We start from the raw sequence: 17,370 nt of genomic DNA on the forward strand, positions 1-17,370 counted from the left end.
TCCCCCTACTCTTTAAATTTAGAGATTTCAACTACTATTCATGCAAGATACGTACCAACCTCAATATCTATGTAAAATTAGGATTTCGCACAAAAAAAATCGGCATAACCGCAAAATTTTTCTATCATTTGAAAAGTTTTAAGCAGAAAATAGCAAAAAAATTTTGCGATTTTATATGAATTTTAATAAAATTATAAAAAGTCAGTCTTCATTAGGGTATAACGAGGAGAAGATAATGCATGCATACAGAAGAAATCAATTTTAAAAAGATTATTGAAATGAATATGCTATATGAAACTTTACTCAATGAACTCGATATCGGGATTCATATTATTAATGAGGAAAGTAAAACGATTATCTATAACCGCAAAATGATGGAAATTGAATCAATGGACCGCTTAGATGTGCTAGATAAAAATCCTTTAGAAGTATTTGCATTCGAAGAAAATAAAAATAGTACTCTTATAGAGGCGTTAAAACTTGGAAAAACAAACAAAAATATAAAACAAACTTATTTTAACAATAAAGGACAAGAAATTACGACGATTAACGATACTTTTCCTATAATAGAAAATGGAAAAATTAAAGGCGCTATTGAAATTTCAAAAGAGATTAGTCATTTAAAGCAAACAATGAAAACGAACCTTTCTCGAAAACAAAATACTAAGTTTACCTTTGATCACATAATTGGTGATTCTAGAGCTATTCAATCGGTCATTGCAGAAGCAAAGAGAGTAATACGTACATCCTCCTCCATACTTATTGTCGGAGAAACAGGGACTGGTAAAGAGCTATTTGCGCAAAGCATCCATAATGAAAGCCAGCGTTCAACAAAGACATTTATTTCGCAAAACTGTGCCGCCATACCAGAAACCTTAATGGAAAGCCTACTATTTGGTACGAATCGAGGTGCTTTTACAGGAGCAATAGATAAACCTGGTTTATTTGAAGAGGCAAATGGGGGAACTTTATTATTAGATGAAATCAACTCATTAAGCCCAGCACTTCAAGCTAAACTATTGCGTGCTATACAAGAAAAAACAATACGAAGAATTGGGGGCGCGCAAGAAAAAGAAATTGATGTTCGTATTATAGCAACTATTAATGAAGACCCTCTTGAAGCCATAGCGTACAATCGATTAAGGCAAGACTTATATTACCGATTAAGCGTTGTTACTTTATGTCTTCCACCTTTACGGGAACGAAAAGAAGATATTGCATATCTTGTTCAACACTTTATTGAAAAATACAATATCCAATTTGATCTTAGCGTAAAAGATGTAGATTTAAGCGTAAATAACTTCTTCTATAAATACGATTGGCCTGGTAATGTGAGAGAACTAGAACATATAATTGAAGGATCCATGAACTTAATAGAAGATGAAGATATCATTACAGCGTTCCATATGCCAACGCACTTTCGTGAACTAGCAAAAAAGGAACTCAATATGCAGACTCCACTAACTAGTCACAATACTGATACGCCACAAAATTTAAAACGTATAATCGAAGAAATGGAAAAGAAATATATCCATCAAATTCTTAAAGAAAATAAAGGTAATATCTCACAAGCCGCAAAGTTTTTAGGATTGAGCAGACAAAACTTACAATATCGAATTAAAAAATTGCACTTACACATATGAAATGAATATTTCTCCAAGTACAAGTAACTATTTGGAAAAATATGTTATAATTTACATGTGACATGATAGAAAGGGGCGATATATATGAGTAATGATAAAAAATTAAAGTTATTACAATACTTATACCTTCTTCCTGCCGTTCTATGTATGATGTTATTCATTAATATTGATATGAACAGCTTTCCTTATGCAAAGCTATTAGCCACAATTAGCGGCTCCTTTGCAGCTATTATGCTTGCTGCTTTTTGGAATTTGAAGCTACGTATGAAAAGAGAAAAATCTTCTTAAACGAACAAAGTTAATTATCATAAAAAAACACGAGACGGTTACCGCTCTCGTGTTTTTTCATTCTACTCTCTTTATCTCAATGATTTGAAATTTAACTCAAAATTAGTTATATACTGAAAAAATGTACTTTAGTAAAATCGACAAATTTCGACATTCTGTTTTCATTATATTTGTTATCATGTAAGTTCTAAATCTGACATTTCAACATCTTTGAAGATTGTTTATATAAACTTCACTTATGTTAATAACATGTAGTTCATTTTGTTGAACTAACAAATTGTGAGTTGGATGAAAAAGCTAATAAATATTTTCTAAAAGGTGGTTACTATGAAAAGAACAGCAGAATTTGTATTAGGATTAATTGGTGGTATATTCGGGATTTTATGTGCATTCATTGCTTTATTTATCGGAGGCATAGGAGCAGCAGTTGAAGCTGACGGAGCTAATCAAATTATTGGATTAGGCTGGGCTGCTGTAGCTCTTTCAATATTGGGGATTGTTGGATGTGTTATGGTTAAGAGCAAAGCTAAAGTAGGTGGCATTATGATGACTATCGCTGCCATTGGTGGATTTATTTGTATTTCTATTGTTTACTTATTACCAGGTGTTTTATTATTAATCGGCGGATTAATGGGGATTTTCCGAAAAGATAAGACTACTGCATCAGCATAAAAGAAGAAGCACTCAAATGAGTGCTTTTTTCTTATTCATATCTTTTCTAAAACTCAATCTTCTCCAAGTACAATCCACTCGCCTCAGCAAGACAATTAATTTGATTACGTTGTTTTTCCTCTAAAATGTTTGGAATTGCGTCCGCCTCTAATTGTCCTAATCCAACTTCAATTAATGCTCCAACAATTTTCCGCACCATGTTATGAAGGAATCCGTTACCACTTACTCTAATTTGTACAAATCCTGATTCTTCGGAAACATCAAGTGTATACACTTCTCGAACCATAGATTTTTTCTTAGACTTTGCATTTGAAAAAGCAGTGAAGTCATGTGAACCAATTAAATGTTTCGCAGCTTCTTTCATGCTTTTCACATTTAATTGTTTATTCACGTGCATGCTGTATTTACGCATAAATGGGTTCGTATGCTCTTCATTCCAAATTTTATAAAGATATGTTTTTGCTTTAGAATTGTAACGAGCATGGAAACGATCTGGTACTTCTTCTACACTCGTAATACTAATATCATTTGGTAAATATTGATTTAAATACTTTTTCACTTTATGTTCTACTAACTTCTCATCACTTTGAAAGTTAGCTACTTGGTTCAAAGCGTGTACACCAGCATCCGTTCTACTACAGCCGATAATTTCAGTTTCTTTTCCGACCATTTCAGATATTATACTTTCGATTTTCCCTTGAATCGTATTGTCATTATTCCCAAGACGTTGCCACCCTTTATAACGCGCACCGTCATATTGAATCGTCAATTTATAATTGTTCATCGTATTCTCCTTACTTCCATTCGCTAAATAAAATATACCCTCACATAGCTCCTGCTTTGTGAGGGACATATCCTTATTGAATGTTACTTTCTAACAAGTTTCACTACATTTTCTACATGAGCTGTATGTGGGAACATATCAACTGGTTGCACATACTCCACTTCATAACTCTTCATTAATGTTTGCACATCACGTGCTAATGAGGATGGATTACAAGACACGTAAACAACTTGTTTCGGTTTCACTTTTAAAATCGTTTCAAGTAATTTATCATCGCAACCTGTACGCGGTGGATCGACAACAATGACATCTGGACTCCAGCCTTCTTTCACCCATTTTGGTAACCATTGTTCCGCTTTACCAGCTTCATACTTTGCATTTGTGAATCCGTGGCGTTTTGCATTTTTCTTTGCATCTTCAATCGCTTCTGGAATTACATCCATACCACGTACTTCCGCTGCATCATTCGCAAGCCAAAGTCCAATCGTACCGACACCGCAATACGCATCCACAATCTTCTCGTTTCCTGTTAAAGCAGCTGCTTTTTTCGCTTCATCGTATAAAACAACCGTTTGTTCTGGATTTAATTGGAAGAATGCGCGTGCTGATAATTCAAATGATAAATCACCTAGTGTTTCTTGAATTACTTCTTTTCCAGCTAATTTAAATGTTTTATCACCGAAAATAACAGATGTTTTACGCCAGTTTACGTTTTGCATAATTGATTTAACACTTGGCATTTGTTTTTGTACTTCTGCGATAAATTGATCTTTATTTGGTAATTCTTCTTTTGTTGTAATAAGTGTGACTTGCACTTCCCCTGTTTGAACTGCAGTACGTGTCACAATTGTGCGTACTAAACCTTTTTGTTTTTTCTCATTGTAAATAGAGACATTTAATTTTTCTAATATACGTCTTACAACTTTTGTCGCTTCATTCGTTGCTTTATGTTGAATCATGCAATGAGAAATATCAATTAACTGATGTGAGTTTTGCTTATATAACCCTGTAATAACCTTTTCGTCTTTACGCCCCACTTGCAATTGACTTTTATTACGATAATGCCATGGATTTTCCATACCAAGCGTCGGGCGAATTTTCTCTTCTAGACTGTCATTCATATACTTCTCGAATGCTTGTACAACGATATCACGCTTTTGATTTAATTGTTCTTTATAATCTAGATGCTGCAATTGACAGCCACCACACTCCTCATATACTGAACATGGTGCTTTCACACGATGTGGTGATGATTTACGAACTTTTTTCACTTTCGCTTCAGCGAAGCCACGCTGAATTTTCGTTGCTTCAGCAACAACTTCTTCTCCTGGTAATGCCCCTGGAATGAAAACAACTTGTCTCTTAAAATAACCAACGCCTTCTCCGTTAATCCCAAGACGTTTAATTGTCACAGGAAACGTTTGACCAACTTCCAACTTACTCTCTTGTTGCTCTTGTATCATTATTACACCTCTACTCTATACTTTTCCATAAATATAACGCTGCATAACTGCAATATGGTTCACACTCTTGTTTCACTTTTTCTAAAAATGCATCATCAGGCTTATTATCTAATTGAAATACACCTTGTACTGCGCGCTGAATTCCAATGTCTGCTTTTGGAAACATATTTTTCAGACCAAGCCCAAACATTAAAAAGTTTTGCACTGTCCATGCTCCAATACCCCTTATTGGTAACAATTGTGCTGATACTTCTTCTTCTGTTTCGTTTTCTATCCTTGCTAAATCTAATGTACCGCCTACAACATGTTTTGCTAATCCTACTATATATTCGGCTTTTCGCTGACTAAACTTCTGCTCTCTCAATTCTTCTATTGAAATGTTTGCTACTCTTTCTGGTGTTGGGAAAAAGAAAACGCCGTTCTTCTCTGTCCCATATCGTTTTACAAATTGATCTGTTAGCACAGTAGCAAATTTCAAATTTATTTGTTGATGAATAATACAGCGAAGAAGACAAGCGAAATAATCAAATTCTAAAATAATTGGAGTATAAGCATATGTTTCAAATAGTGGACGTAATGATGTGTTTAAAAAATGATTTTGTATATTTTGAAACGGTTCATTCCAGTGAAAAATGGATTTCATTCGTTTCATTACTTTCTCTTGATCTCCTGCCTGACTAGAGATCCAAAACTGTGGATTTTGAATAGTACCAATTCCTTGCAAACGAACAACAATCTGTTCTTCGTCTATAAAAAGCGGGACATAAATTACTTTCTCGTCTAATTGAATAACGTTTAACGGGTCGAAAGATAAACGCTTTAGTACTTCCTCAAAATGGTACGGATATTCTAACGTAACATGTTCGCTCCACATACGTTTCCCCATCCTTTTTACACATCATTATAGCATGAGAAAACCGCAAGCATACATGCTTACGGTTGATTGCTTTTTACTAAATCATCTAGGCTTTTAAAATGATACCCTTTCTCGCGCAAATCATCAATGATTTTCGCAAGTGCTTCTGCATTATCTTTTGATATTGCATGAAGTAACAAAACAGATCCTGGATGAATCATAGTCATTACATTATTATGAGCGTATTGCCATCCTCTTTGCTGATCTACTTTCCAATCAAGAAATGCCAGCGACCAAAACACGTTATGATATCCCATTTCTTTCGTAAGAGCTAACGTTCTTTCGCTAAATACACCTCGCGGAGGGCGTACATATTTCACTTCTTTTTGCCCTGTTACTTTTTTAATCTCTTCCGTTACGCTCGTTAATTCTTCACGAAGTTTTGCATCATTTACTGTTGTAAAATCTGGATGACTCCAAGAATGATTACCAATAATATGTCCTTCATTTTTCATTCTTAATAATAAATCTTTTTGTGTTTTTATATAATGTCCCGTCACAAAGAAAGTTGCTGGTACTTTTTTCTCCTTTAATACATCTAAAATCTTTCCTGTATATCCATTTTCGTATCCATTATCAAATGTTAAATAAATATCTTTTTTCTTCGTATCTCCTAAATAAAACCCACCATTTTTTTGTAGTAATTCTGTATATAGTTTCCCTGCATCTGGCACCGTTTCATTTTTAGGGCGTGGGATTCCCCAGCTATGTGATGTATTCGTATAAGCAAATGTTGAAACTGGAACAAGTGCCATCATAATTGAAAAAATGAGACCTATATATAACCATTTATATTTCATAAATAGTCTCCTTTCCATATATAATCGTACCTGTAGTTTCTGTTTCCCTGCTTTCTTTCATGCTGAACATGTTTTTCTATATATACCAAAAAATGCACCTCGAATAATTCGAGATGCACTTCTCTTTACTTAAATACAGGTTCTTTAAAGCTCGCCAATTTTTCAAGTGATGTTTTATCAACATCAGCATGTAAACTTTTACCATGAGAATCCATCGTTACAACTGCTTTAAAACCATTGATACGTAAATGCCACATTGCCTCTGGGATACCGAATTGTAAGAAATCAACATCTTTCACTTCTTTAATACATTCAGCATAATATTGCGCTGCACCACCAATTGCATTTAAGTACACACCACCGTGTTCTTCTAAAGCTGCTAATGTTTTAGCACCCATACCGCCTTTACCAATTACAGCACGAATACCGAACTTTTTCATAATATCGCCTTGATATGGCTCTTCACGAATACTTGTCGTTGGACCTGCCGCTTTAATTTGCCAATTATCATTTTCATCTTTCACTACAACTGGACCACAATGATAAATAATTTGTCCCTTTAAATCTACTGGACAATCGTTATCCATTAAATGTTTATGAATCGCATCACGTCCTGTATACATCATGCCGTTAATTGTAACAACATCACCAACACGAAGTTCACGAATTTGCTCTTCTGTAATTGGAGCTTGTAATACGATTTCACGCTGCTCTGTTTGTTCTTGCGCAGCGTCTTGTTGAAGTGTATCTTCACCTTCTTGGTATAACCAATCCATAATTTCACCTGTTTCAGGATGAATTGTTACGCCAAGACGACGATATGCCCAACAATTATACGCAACAGATACGTAGAAGCTTGCTGGCAAACGATTATATACTCCAACTTTGCAACCTAATAAAGTTGTTTCTCCGCCAAATCCCATCGTACCAATGCCAAGCTTATTTGCATTCTCTAATACATACTCTTCAAGCTTGTGTAATTCTGGAACTGGATTTACATCATCTAATGTACGGAATAATTGATTTTTTGCTAATTCGTAACCTGATGTGCGGTCTCCCCCGATACCGACGCCGATTACTCCTGCGCTACACCCTTGACCTTGCGCTTGATATACTGCATGAAGAAGGCATTTACGAATTCCTTCTAAATCACGCCCAGCTCGTCCAAGTCCTTCTATTTCACAAGGCAGGCTATATTGAATATTTTTATTTTCACAACCGCCGCCCTTTAAAATTAAACGTGCATCAATGTAATCTTTTTCCCATTGTTCAAACTTAATAACAGGTGTACCTGGTCCTAAATTGTTTCCGCTATTGTCTCCAAAAAGAGAATCAACAGAGTTTGGACGAAGTTTACCATCTTTTGTCGCCCGCTCAAGCGCACTATAGATAGCTTCCTTCAGTTTTAATTGATTCACACCAACTGGTGTATAAATTTTAAACGTTGGCATCCCTGTATCTTGGCAAATTGGCGAGATATTATCATCTGCCATTTTAATGTTATTTGTAATTGTGCCAAGTGCCATCGCTGAACGAGTCCCTGCATTTTCTCGTTCTTTCGCTTGTTGAATTGCGCGACGAACATCTTTCGGTAAGTTCGTTGACGTTTCAACAATTAGTTGATACATGCTTTCTTGAAGCTTTTCCATTGTTACTTCCCCCTCAATTGTGAACGCTACCAAAACGTTATGAAATGAAAATTCCATTGTTATACTCTTCAGCTGTTTATTTATCCCGCTATTTGCGGGCAGTAAGACTCCCACCTCAAAATTCAGGTGGAGCAAAGAAGTTAGGTTGGAGATCAACTGCCCGTAAACGCCCGATTGGTGAAGGCTAATACTCAGTGGGGAATGAACTCCCCACTGAGTAAAGTTTCACTTTATTTCACGCCATTAAAGGTTAAATGAAATTTTTCACAACTTGATTATACCTTTTTTTCTATATTCCTTCTATTATCCGTACAGAAAAAGGCTGCCAATTTTGTAGTGGCAGCCTTTTTAATATATTATTCGTCTTTTTTAAATTGCTCACATTTCAGTTCTAATTCATCTAACATTGCAAGAAGACGATCTACATCTTCTAATTCTACCTCTTCTGGTTCAATCGTATCAATTACTTCAATGAACATATTTAAACGTTCTTTCAAATATACTAGTTGTGAATCTTTACCTTGAATTGCTTTTCCCATGAAGGCACTCTCCTTTTAATTCGAGTTGCTTTTATTATACCGCAAAAATGATTGCTATGGGCATGTAATTTCATCAATTTTGTCGCAGTAATTCATTATAATGTAAGCCCTCTCTCTTTTTTCACAAAAAAGTTTCACTTTATAAAAAGCACATATTCTTCTATTATAGAGAATGGACAAATTGTTATTTCAATAGTCAAAGGAGTATTTCATATGACGATATCACAAATAATGAAGCCGATTACTCCTTCTTACGATCCATGGGAAGCGTATATGGACCTTGAAGAGTACGGCAAACTACTATTAACAAACGTTGAGTTTACAACGACGACGTTATGCAATATGCGTTGCGAGCATTGCGCTGTTGGTTACACATTACAGCCGAAAGATCCAAACCCGCTTCCGATGGAGCTTTTATTAAAACGATTAGATGAGATTCCTCATTTACGTTCTTTAAGTATTACAGGCGGAGAACCTATGCTTTCAAAAAAATCCGTCGACAACTATGTAACACCACTCTTAAAATACGCCCATGAACGAGGCGTTCGCACTCAAATCAACTCAAACTTAACTATAGATTTAGCACGTTACGAACAAATTATTCCCTACTTAGATGTATTGCACATTTCACATAATTGGGGAACAATCGATGACTTCGTTGAAGGCGGATTTGCAATGATGGAGCGTAAGCCTACTTATGAACAGCGCGCTAAATTATTTGAAAGAATGATTACAAATAGTAAAGCTCTATCAGAGGCAGGTGTACTCGTATCAGCCGAAACTATGTTAAACAAACGAACTCTACCACATATTGAACATATTCACCGTCAAATCGTTGAAGAAATGGGCTGTAAACGTCATGAAGTGCACCCGATGTATCCGAGTGACTTCGCTAGCACACTTGAAATTTTAACAAAAGAAGAAATTCGAAATGCAGTTGAACATTTATTAGAGATCCGTGATGAAAATGTGTGGATGTTATTCGGAACATTACCTTTCTATGCATGTAGTGATAATGAACACGATTTAGCTACACTAAAGAAATTACATGAAAGTAAAAATGTAACTGTCCGCAATGATCCAGATGGTCGTTCTCGTTTGAACGTAAATATTTTCGATGGAAATATTATCGTGACCGACTTCGGTGATGTCCCGCTTCTAGGTAATGTACAAACAAATACACTACAAGAAGCTTACGACAAATGGTGTGACTCAAAAACAGCAAAATCATTAAGTTGCCATTGTCCTGCTGTGAAATGCCTTGGACCGAATGTTCTTGTAAAAAATAGCTACTATCCAAAAGAAGATTTCTTATCAAAAACATCAAACATTATGTTATAAATAAAAAACGTCAGCTTATAGGCTGACGTTTTTTATTTCATTGTGCATGCGATGAAGAAACAAATTTAAAAAATAAATGATCATGAATTGGAATTGCAGCTCCGATTCCTTGAGATGTAATATTTTTCACGACAAGCTTTTTTTGATTCCCTTTTAACACAAGGTAGACTTCTCCAAATGTTACTTTTCCTTTTTCATTTACTGCTGGTGTATACGCATATAAATATCCAAGTTGACTTGGACTAATATTATAAACACGCTCATGTCCGGTACCATAACCAATGGTTGTTTTAAATGAAAGTGGCAATTGTACTTTTTCAAGCGCTTTTAGAAGCATCATTTTTTTCACATCTGTAGTATCTTTCATATCTGCTGTTAAATCACCTTCGATTGTCTTTTGGGTTTCTTGCTTATAGCGAAGTGGGTATAAGCGATCCCCTCCGCGATTATCATATACATTTCGATTTACTTGCTTATATTCCCAATTAATCGATGTGTCTATTGACTCATAATTTAATGCCCATTGCCCTAAATAAATTTTCGCTCGGTACCCTACTGCAAGCGGTGCATTCGAAATTGTCGTTTCATTAAACATTCGAATTAAATCTGGGTTTTCAATTTTAATATTTGTTGTTTTCAATAATTCTTGAGCAAACTTACTCGGCTGTAAACGTGGTAAATCTTGTGCATCATTTGGAAATGTATTATCTTTTGAAATATTTAAAACAGATGAAGGCATTTTTACTTCTACTGTCGTCTTTGCAAAACTACTGTTAGGAAATAATAAAATAAACGAGACCATAGTTGAAAGACATATGCTGTACACTCGTTTCACCTGTCAGGCTCCTTCCTACGTAAAGGTATATAAATTACTGTATTTATTGTTTTCCCTCAAACACATTGTTATCCCTATTTTTCATAATAAATAAAAACCAATTCCCATAATGACATACGCAGCTAATAAAGTGCCTCCTTCAAACCAGTTTGTATCCCCATCATTTGAAATAGCAATAGTTAAGAAAACAGCTGTAATCATGGAAACAAGCTCTGGTATTGTAAATACTAACGGCATCTTTTGTGCAAAAAACATCGAAAGAAGTACTAACACAGGAGCAACAAACATGGCGATTTGTAATGTAGAACCTACTGCAATTTCAACGGCGATATTCACTTTATTTTTATACGCCATAATAATTGCAGATGCATGTTCTGCTGCATTACCAACAATCGCAACGATGATAACCCCTATAAATAACTCTGACCAGCCAAATGACTTTGCAACCGTTTCAAAAGTATGTACGAGTGCCTCTGAAACATAAGCTACCGCAATTGTTGCTATCGCTAAAACGAGTAGCGCTTTACCTTTCGACCACTCAGGCTCCTCCTCATGTACTTCTTCATCGCTCTTATGTTGATATACACCGCGGTGTGTAACTAACTTAAATAGCAATGCAGCAAGGTACATAATGATCATAATAATAGAAACACCAATACTTAATTGATACGTCTTTCCAGCATCCATTTTCATTGAAAAAATCTCTGGAATAACAAAAGCTACGACAACAGCAAATATTAATAAAGCTGAATTATGCCTTGCATCGTAAACATTAAAGCTTTGTCTTTTATATTTAAGGCCTCCTATAAAGAAGGATAGCCCTCCTACTAATAGTAAGTTTCCAAGTACAGAACCAGTTAAAGATGCTAGCACTACTTCAATTAATCCTGCTTGAAGTGCGAAAATTGAAATGATAAGTTCAACCGCATTACCAAAAGTAGCATTTAATAATCCACCTATCCGAGGTCCAGAAACAATTGCTAAACTTTCTGTTGCTCTCCCCATAAACCCCGCTAATGCGATAATCGTAATGCAATATACAGCAAACATAATTGTTTGAGGCCAATGCAATGTTTTTCCGAGTACAGAAAGTGGTACACCTATAAGCGCTACTATAAGAAATATTTTATTAAACATGCTTTCCATCCTTCCATCTTCTGTATTTCTCCTCAATATTATTATTATTCTTCTCCTAACTTGTCCGATTTCATCACAATTACGTTTAAAAAATCGAATTGAAGAAAACAGTATGAAAGATATTTAAATTGTCTTGTTTAGACAGAAAGAATTAAAAATTGAAAAGAGGTTAAAAGCATGCACTTAAAAGAAAAAATCGCAACTATTATTCAAGGTCAACGAACAGGTATATTATCTACTGTACGTAACGATAAGCCACATGGTGCCTTTATGATGTTTTTCCACGAAGATTTTGTACTATATGTTGCAACAGATCGAAATTCAAAAAAGATAACAGATATCGAGAAGAATCCAAATGTGCACGTACTACTTGGACGAGAGGGAAAGAAATTAGATGAAGATTACATTGAAGTTGAAGGTATCGCTTCCATCGAAGAAGATCAAACATTAAAAAATAAATTTTGGACTAATAGCTTAAAACGCTGGTTACTCGGTTCGGAAGATCCTAATTACGTACTAATAAAAATCAATCCTGATACAATTTATTACATCGATAGTGCTGGTGCGACCGAGCCCGAGTTTTTACGACTATAAAATAAAAATAAGCCCACCTTAGGTGGGCTTGTTTTGTCGAAAGGTTCTTCTGAAAAAAACAATAAAATAGGTGGAACTTTCTAAAGATCCTGTTATATAATAGCAGTAACTTAAATAAACTGTATTAAAACAGATTGAGGGGAGAAATAAAAATTGATGAAAAGAGAAGAACGAAAAAACATGATTGAGTTTATTGAAAAGAAAAAAGGGATTGAACGTGACGAATTATTATTTATGACAGACGATGAAGTAGAGCATATTTATAATGTAACGTACTTTTTATATGAAGAAATAGCAGAGTAGTATAATAAACCCCCACCTTATTAAAAATATAGGGCGGGGGTTTATTTCGTTTTTTATACATGAGAATGATTTTCATGTATAATAATGTAAGATTGGAGGAATTTCACTATGAGTTCATGGCTATTATTCGCACTATTATCAGCAATTGCTGCTGCCCTCGTATCTATTTTTGGAAAGATTGGCTTAGATGGAATCGATGCCAACGTTGCAACAACGATTCGCTCTATTATTATGGCATTATTTATGGTAGGAGTTATTATTATACAAGGTAAATTTCAAAATATCGGTGATGTCCTCCTAAATAAAAAAGCACTGCTATTTATCACATTAAGTGGAATCGCTGGTGCTTCGTCATGGCTATTTTATTTTCTTGCATTAAAAACAGGAAAAGTTTCACAAGTAGCACCTATCGATAAATTAAGCGTAGTATTTTCCATTATTCTCGCGATGATTATATTAGGTGAAAAGTTAAACTTTATGACTGGTATTGGTGTAGTCTTTATTACAGCTGGTGTATTATTTGTTGCTTTCAGCTAAAAAACCGCTATTATTAGCGGTTTTTTCTTTTCCTTATGTAAATCCACACAATAAATGTTACAATTGCCGAAACTAATAAAATCCATATTCCATAATGATGGAAACTATATTCAACAAAGCGCCACTTCTCTCCCAGTTTCCAACCTAATCCAATAAAAACACTTATCCAAATTAGTGCACCACCGTAAGCATACAAACAAAACCGCCACAATGTTAAATTTGAAACTCCAGCAAAATATGCTGTTAAATGACGTACTCCCGGTATAAAGTAGCCAATCATTAAAAGAAATGGACCGTATTTTTCAAATAAAATATGTGTTTTTTCAATATGATGTTCCTTAATTCTAACTTTCGGACCATATTTTTTTAAAACAGGGAGCCCAAGTTTTAAACCTAATATGTAACTTAATGTAATGCCAAGCATTGCACCTGCCATTCCACTTAAAAAAGCAGCTGTTCCTGACATAACTCCTTTTGAAATGTTATATCCGATAAAAGTCAATAAAAACTCATCCGGTATAGGTAATCCAACAATCCCGCCAGCTAAAGCTATAATAATTCCAAAATATCCATAATGTGCGATTAACTCGCCAATATGTTGTTCCATTCGGAAGACACATCCTATACACGATCGTTATTCCATATTGTGCCCATTCTATCTTTAAGACAAACATGGTATACATATTCACTATACATTGTTTTTATAATGAACTCTACTTCTATTCCATTCCTTAAACAGAGATTTAATCAGTGGGTTTTTTTATCCATCCCAACTGATTATTAGCCTGAACCAATCGGGATTTTACGGGCAGCAGGGCTCCTACTTAGCTTCCCTGCATTCGCTAAATTTTGGTGTAGGAGTCTTACTGCCTATAAATAGCGAGATAAAAAAATAAAAATTCATAGGCTTATTTTTTTGTTACAATAAAGGGAAGTTACTTTTTGCAACGGTTTAACTCTCAAGAAAAATGATATATCTAGCAAAAACATAGTTTGGTCTATATAATGCAACTTCTACCTATTAGAGTAACATGCACCCTTTTACATACAACATCATTTTTCTAAATTATACAGGGGGAACGAACATGACCATTGAAAAACAATTTATCCAAAAGATTTACTATAAAACATTTTTAACAGAAGACTCTTCCATTCCGGTAGCGGAAGTACTCGGTGAAGCATATATAAATGAATCAAAAAATGAATTCTCCAACATATCTAATATTCGCTTTGCACAAGGTGAAGTTTATTTCCAAACTAACGACTTTGAAGCCGCTATATTCAAATGGGAGAAAGTAAATAATGAACTTGCTCTCTGGGCTATGAAGAATATTGCAGATGCTTATTTCGAATTAGATTTCTTACCAAAAGCAGAAGAAATTTATAAATCTATCCAAACAGAAGATACAACTCTTACGATGGAAGTTTCCCTACAACTTCTTTCTCTTTATATCGAGCAAAATCGTTTAGGTCTAGCATTTAAGACGATTAGTGACGCTGTTGCGTTTCAACCGGACTATCCAAATATTACTGCAATCGCTCGATCGTTCTATGAAAAACAAGAAGATTGGAATAATGCTATTGAACTAGCGGTTCAAGAAGGAATTCGAACTAAATCTTTACACTGGTTTGATACTTTAATCAATTATGTAAACAGAGGCTTTACTAACAAGATAAAACCTGAGTATTTCTATGAATCTTTAAAAGCCTTATATACTATTGATCAAGTTCAGTTTAAAGAACTTGTTATTTCACTTTGGAACAGCTATGAAAATGAATCATTCCACCTACCTTGGATTCAAACAATAAATCACCTATTCTTACATATTGAAGTAGATGCTAATGATGATTGGAATGAAATTTCTACTCGCTATCAAGAGACGTACTTCGAATTGATTACTGGACAACATTTCATGCACGAATTACAAGGACTTGTACCAGATTTATTAACAAATTGGTTTAGTTTAACGAAAGCGGAAGATTCTTTACTTGTCTCCGCAGCAGTATTAGCATGGAATGAAGTTTCACCGACAACTCTAGAATCATTACTCGTAAAAAGCGCATTTGCCTTACTTTCAAATGCATCAGCTCATGCAAATGTTGATATGGCAGACGTATCAGCATTATTTGAAACGATTGCTGTATGGGCTGAGAAGAATGATGTAGATTTAGGTCATCAATTCACACTACTTGTTCGTGAGTTATACGATTTAACTGTTACACAACTTCTAGTAGCAGGAGCTAGCGATTATGATAAATCAGCCTTTATTAACTCTATACTAGGAGAAAATATATTAAATGAGGCTATAACAACTTCAATTACATTTAAAGATGATAGTCAAACTGAAATAACTGAGCTTACAGAACTAGATATACGAAATATACCAAACTTTGACGAACTTCATAACATACTAGCGGTACCTTCTCAGTCAAAACTAGAAAGAAAATGTATTGAAGTTAAATTACCAAGTAGATTTTTACGAAAAAATAAGTTTTCATTCCTTGTCACACCTACTGTGCATGGACAACTTGACAAAAACAGCTCTCACTTTGAATACTTACAGGCAGCAGATAGTCTCATCTATGTACTAAATTCAGCTTCACCATTACATGATGAAGAGCTCGATACATTATTATATATTCGTGAGCAAGTACCAAATTTACAAATTAAATTCGTCTTACAAACAATTGATACGAATACTAGTGAAAATATCACGAACAGCATTAAAAAGAAAATACTCGTACATTTCCCAGAAGCACACTTTTTCCCTTACTCTCCTTCACAAGAGAGTAGTGAACAGCTAGGTAACGTAACAGACTCTATTCTTTCTAACCTTACTCAGCGTAACGTGGAAAAAGAACGCATTGAAAAATTATTATGGTTTATCCAAAAAACAATTGCATACCTTGTAAATGAACGTGTGGAATTAGAAAATACGTTAGTGAAATCCGTTCGCTGGAATAAACATATTTTAGTAAAACTTGATGGTTTTATTAATAATCTTACTGCCATTCAAAAAGATAAAATTCGTTCTATTACAGAATCTTATCTCTTAACGAAAGAAGAGATTACGCAGGATATACATTCTCAAATTCCTGAATTGTTGCAGAGTTGCTCTGACCTCGTTCAAGAAGATAGTGATTTCAAACTGGTTCATGAAGAACTAAATGTAGCAATGAATGAAAGAATTCAAAAACATGTACAGCAAGTGCTCCTTCCTAAGTTTACTGGGTCTATTCAAGAATGGATTGAAACTGCTCATAATGAATTCATTCAAGCTCAGGCTTATTTAGATGAAATGAGCGATACCTTTAATAAGCTCTATGAGGAAGAGCGTATTAAACTTCCTTGTGATTTCAAATTACTAGATGACTGGGATAGAGATGTTGCAAGAATGACGAATAGAATTACAGTAGCTAACATCAATATTTTATTACGCTTTACACCGACACAATTTTTCTTAAAAAGTGCAGGAAAGTTATTCGGTAATATGCAAAAAAATCAATCTATGCTATCAAATAAATATAAACAATATATTGAAACAGAAGATTATACAGAAGTTGCTCAGATGATTTCAAAACAATTCTTCCTACAATTTGAAGTGTTTGAAGGTGCGCTAGAACGGGATATCATGATGTTCTTTAAAGACCCTCTTAGCATATTGAAACAAACCGTAGAAGCGGCCCAACTTGAAATACAAGAAGATGAGCAAACATTAACAAAGCTAAGAACGAACCCAGAAACTTATCATGATCCTTTAACACTCTTTAAATTGCAATTGTTACAACGAAAATTCATGTTAAATATCGACCAAAATAATGAACATATTGCTTCACAAGAAACAATAAAGTGAAACTATAATCAGTGG

17 protein-coding genes are annotated in these 17,370 nt (G+C 34.6%); 8 read left to right on the plus strand and 9 right to left on the minus strand.

Translation table 11 applies throughout. The features are described 5' to 3' along the window. Positions 1-239: 239 nt before the first annotated feature. The 3 genes from DET63_RS23120 (at position 240) to DET63_RS23130 (ending at position 2,603) form a co-directional block, all read left to right on the plus strand. Positions 240-1,643, plus strand: a complete 1,404-nt coding sequence (locus DET63_RS23120) for a sigma-54 interaction domain-containing protein (RefSeq protein WP_113937967.1) — start codon at positions 240-242, stop codon at positions 1,641-1,643. An 84-nt stretch (positions 1,644-1,727) separates the two neighbouring features. Further along, a complete protein-coding gene (locus tag DET63_RS23125) occupies positions 1,728-1,931 on the plus strand; it encodes a hypothetical protein (RefSeq protein WP_002091158.1) in 204 nt (67 codons plus the stop codon). 327 nt (positions 1,932-2,258) lie between these two features. Then, on the plus strand, positions 2,259-2,603 hold the full coding sequence (locus DET63_RS23130; protein WP_002091161.1) for a DUF4064 domain-containing protein: 345 nt from the start codon (positions 2,259-2,261) through the stop codon (positions 2,601-2,603). 46 nt (positions 2,604-2,649) lie between these two features. On the opposite strand, the gene truA is transcribed toward DET63_RS23130, so the two are convergent. The 6 genes from truA to DET63_RS23160 form a co-directional block, all read right to left on the minus strand. Further along, the gene (truA, locus tag DET63_RS23135; RefSeq protein ID WP_113937968.1) at positions 2,650-3,387 is read right to left on the minus strand and encodes a tRNA pseudouridine(38-40) synthase TruA; all 738 of its coding nucleotides are present in this window, start codon (positions 3,385-3,387) and stop codon (positions 2,650-2,652) included. Positions 3,388-3,470: 83 nt separating this feature from the next. Next, positions 3,471-4,850: a 23S rRNA (uracil(1939)-C(5))-methyltransferase RlmD gene (rlmD, locus tag DET63_RS23140; protein ID WP_016103455.1), complete on the minus strand. Its 1,380-nt coding sequence runs from the start codon at positions 4,848-4,850 to the stop codon at positions 3,471-3,473. 10 nt (positions 4,851-4,860) lie between these two features. Beyond that, positions 4,861-5,724 (minus strand): DNA-3-methyladenine glycosylase family protein, encoded by an 864-nt coding sequence (locus DET63_RS23145; RefSeq protein WP_113937969.1) that lies wholly within the window; start codon positions 5,722-5,724, stop codon positions 4,861-4,863. Between the two features lie 59 nt (positions 5,725-5,783). Further along, on the minus strand, positions 5,784-6,566 hold the full coding sequence (pdaA, locus tag DET63_RS23150; protein ID WP_002091167.1) for a delta-lactam-biosynthetic de-N-acetylase: 783 nt from the start codon (positions 6,564-6,566) through the stop codon (positions 5,784-5,786). 125 nt (positions 6,567-6,691) lie between these two features. Continuing rightward, on the minus strand, positions 6,692-8,215 hold the full coding sequence (fumA, locus tag DET63_RS23155; RefSeq protein ID WP_181777952.1) for a class I fumarate hydratase: 1,524 nt from the start codon (positions 8,213-8,215) through the stop codon (positions 6,692-6,694). Positions 8,216-8,571: 356 nt separating this feature from the next. Continuing rightward, entirely contained in the window at positions 8,572-8,754 is a 183-nt protein-coding gene (locus tag DET63_RS23160) for an SE1561 family protein (protein ID WP_002010264.1), read from the minus strand. A gap of 213 nt (positions 8,755-8,967) precedes the next feature. On the opposite strand from DET63_RS23160, the gene yfkAB reads away from it, so the two are divergent. Continuing rightward, positions 8,968-10,095: a radical SAM/CxCxxxxC motif protein YfkAB gene (gene yfkAB / locus DET63_RS23165; protein ID WP_002125019.1), complete on the plus strand. Its 1,128-nt coding sequence runs from the start codon at positions 8,968-8,970 to the stop codon at positions 10,093-10,095. 37 nt (positions 10,096-10,132) lie between these two features. Here the strand turns inward: yfkAB and DET63_RS23170 are convergent, their stop codons facing one another. Next, positions 10,133-10,930 (minus strand): YfkD famly protein, encoded by a 798-nt coding sequence (locus DET63_RS23170; RefSeq protein ID WP_002091172.1) that lies wholly within the window; start codon positions 10,928-10,930, stop codon positions 10,133-10,135. Between the two features lie 81 nt (positions 10,931-11,011). Further along, the gene (gene cax, locus DET63_RS23175) at positions 11,012-12,067 is read right to left on the minus strand and encodes a calcium/proton exchanger (RefSeq protein WP_113937971.1); all 1,056 of its coding nucleotides are present in this window, start codon (positions 12,065-12,067) and stop codon (positions 11,012-11,014) included. Positions 12,068-12,244: 177 nt separating this feature from the next. Here cax and DET63_RS23180 point away from each other — a divergent pair, with 177 nt between their 5' ends. From DET63_RS23180 to DET63_RS23190, 3 genes are all read left to right on the plus strand, one after another. After that, positions 12,245-12,661, plus strand: a complete 417-nt coding sequence (locus tag DET63_RS23180; RefSeq protein ID WP_113937972.1) for a pyridoxamine 5'-phosphate oxidase family protein — start codon at positions 12,245-12,247, stop codon at positions 12,659-12,661. Positions 12,662-12,817: 156 nt separating this feature from the next. After that, positions 12,818-12,964, plus strand: coding sequence for a BH0509 family protein (locus DET63_RS23185; protein ID WP_000817786.1), 147 nt, complete (start codon positions 12,818-12,820; stop codon positions 12,962-12,964). Between the two features lie 108 nt (positions 12,965-13,072). After that, positions 13,073-13,501, plus strand: a complete 429-nt coding sequence (locus tag DET63_RS23190; RefSeq protein ID WP_002091176.1) for an EamA family transporter — start codon at positions 13,073-13,075, stop codon at positions 13,499-13,501. A 13-nt stretch (positions 13,502-13,514) separates the two neighbouring features. Here the strand turns inward: DET63_RS23190 and DET63_RS23195 are convergent, their stop codons facing one another. Further along, positions 13,515-14,108, minus strand: coding sequence for a DedA family protein (locus DET63_RS23195; RefSeq protein WP_002091181.1), 594 nt, complete (start codon positions 14,106-14,108; stop codon positions 13,515-13,517). 478 nt (positions 14,109-14,586) lie between these two features. Between DET63_RS23195 and DET63_RS23200 the strand changes: the two genes are divergently transcribed. Then, positions 14,587-17,355, plus strand: a complete 2,769-nt coding sequence (locus DET63_RS23200) for a tetratricopeptide repeat protein (RefSeq protein WP_113937973.1) — start codon at positions 14,587-14,589, stop codon at positions 17,353-17,355. Positions 17,356-17,370: the final 15 nt, after the last annotated feature.

The sequence above is a fragment of the Bacillus sp. DB-2 genome, from assembly GCF_003315125.1.
In the GTDB taxonomy this organism is placed as follows: domain Bacteria; phylum Bacillota; class Bacilli; order Bacillales; family Bacillaceae_G; genus Bacillus_A; species Bacillus_A mycoides.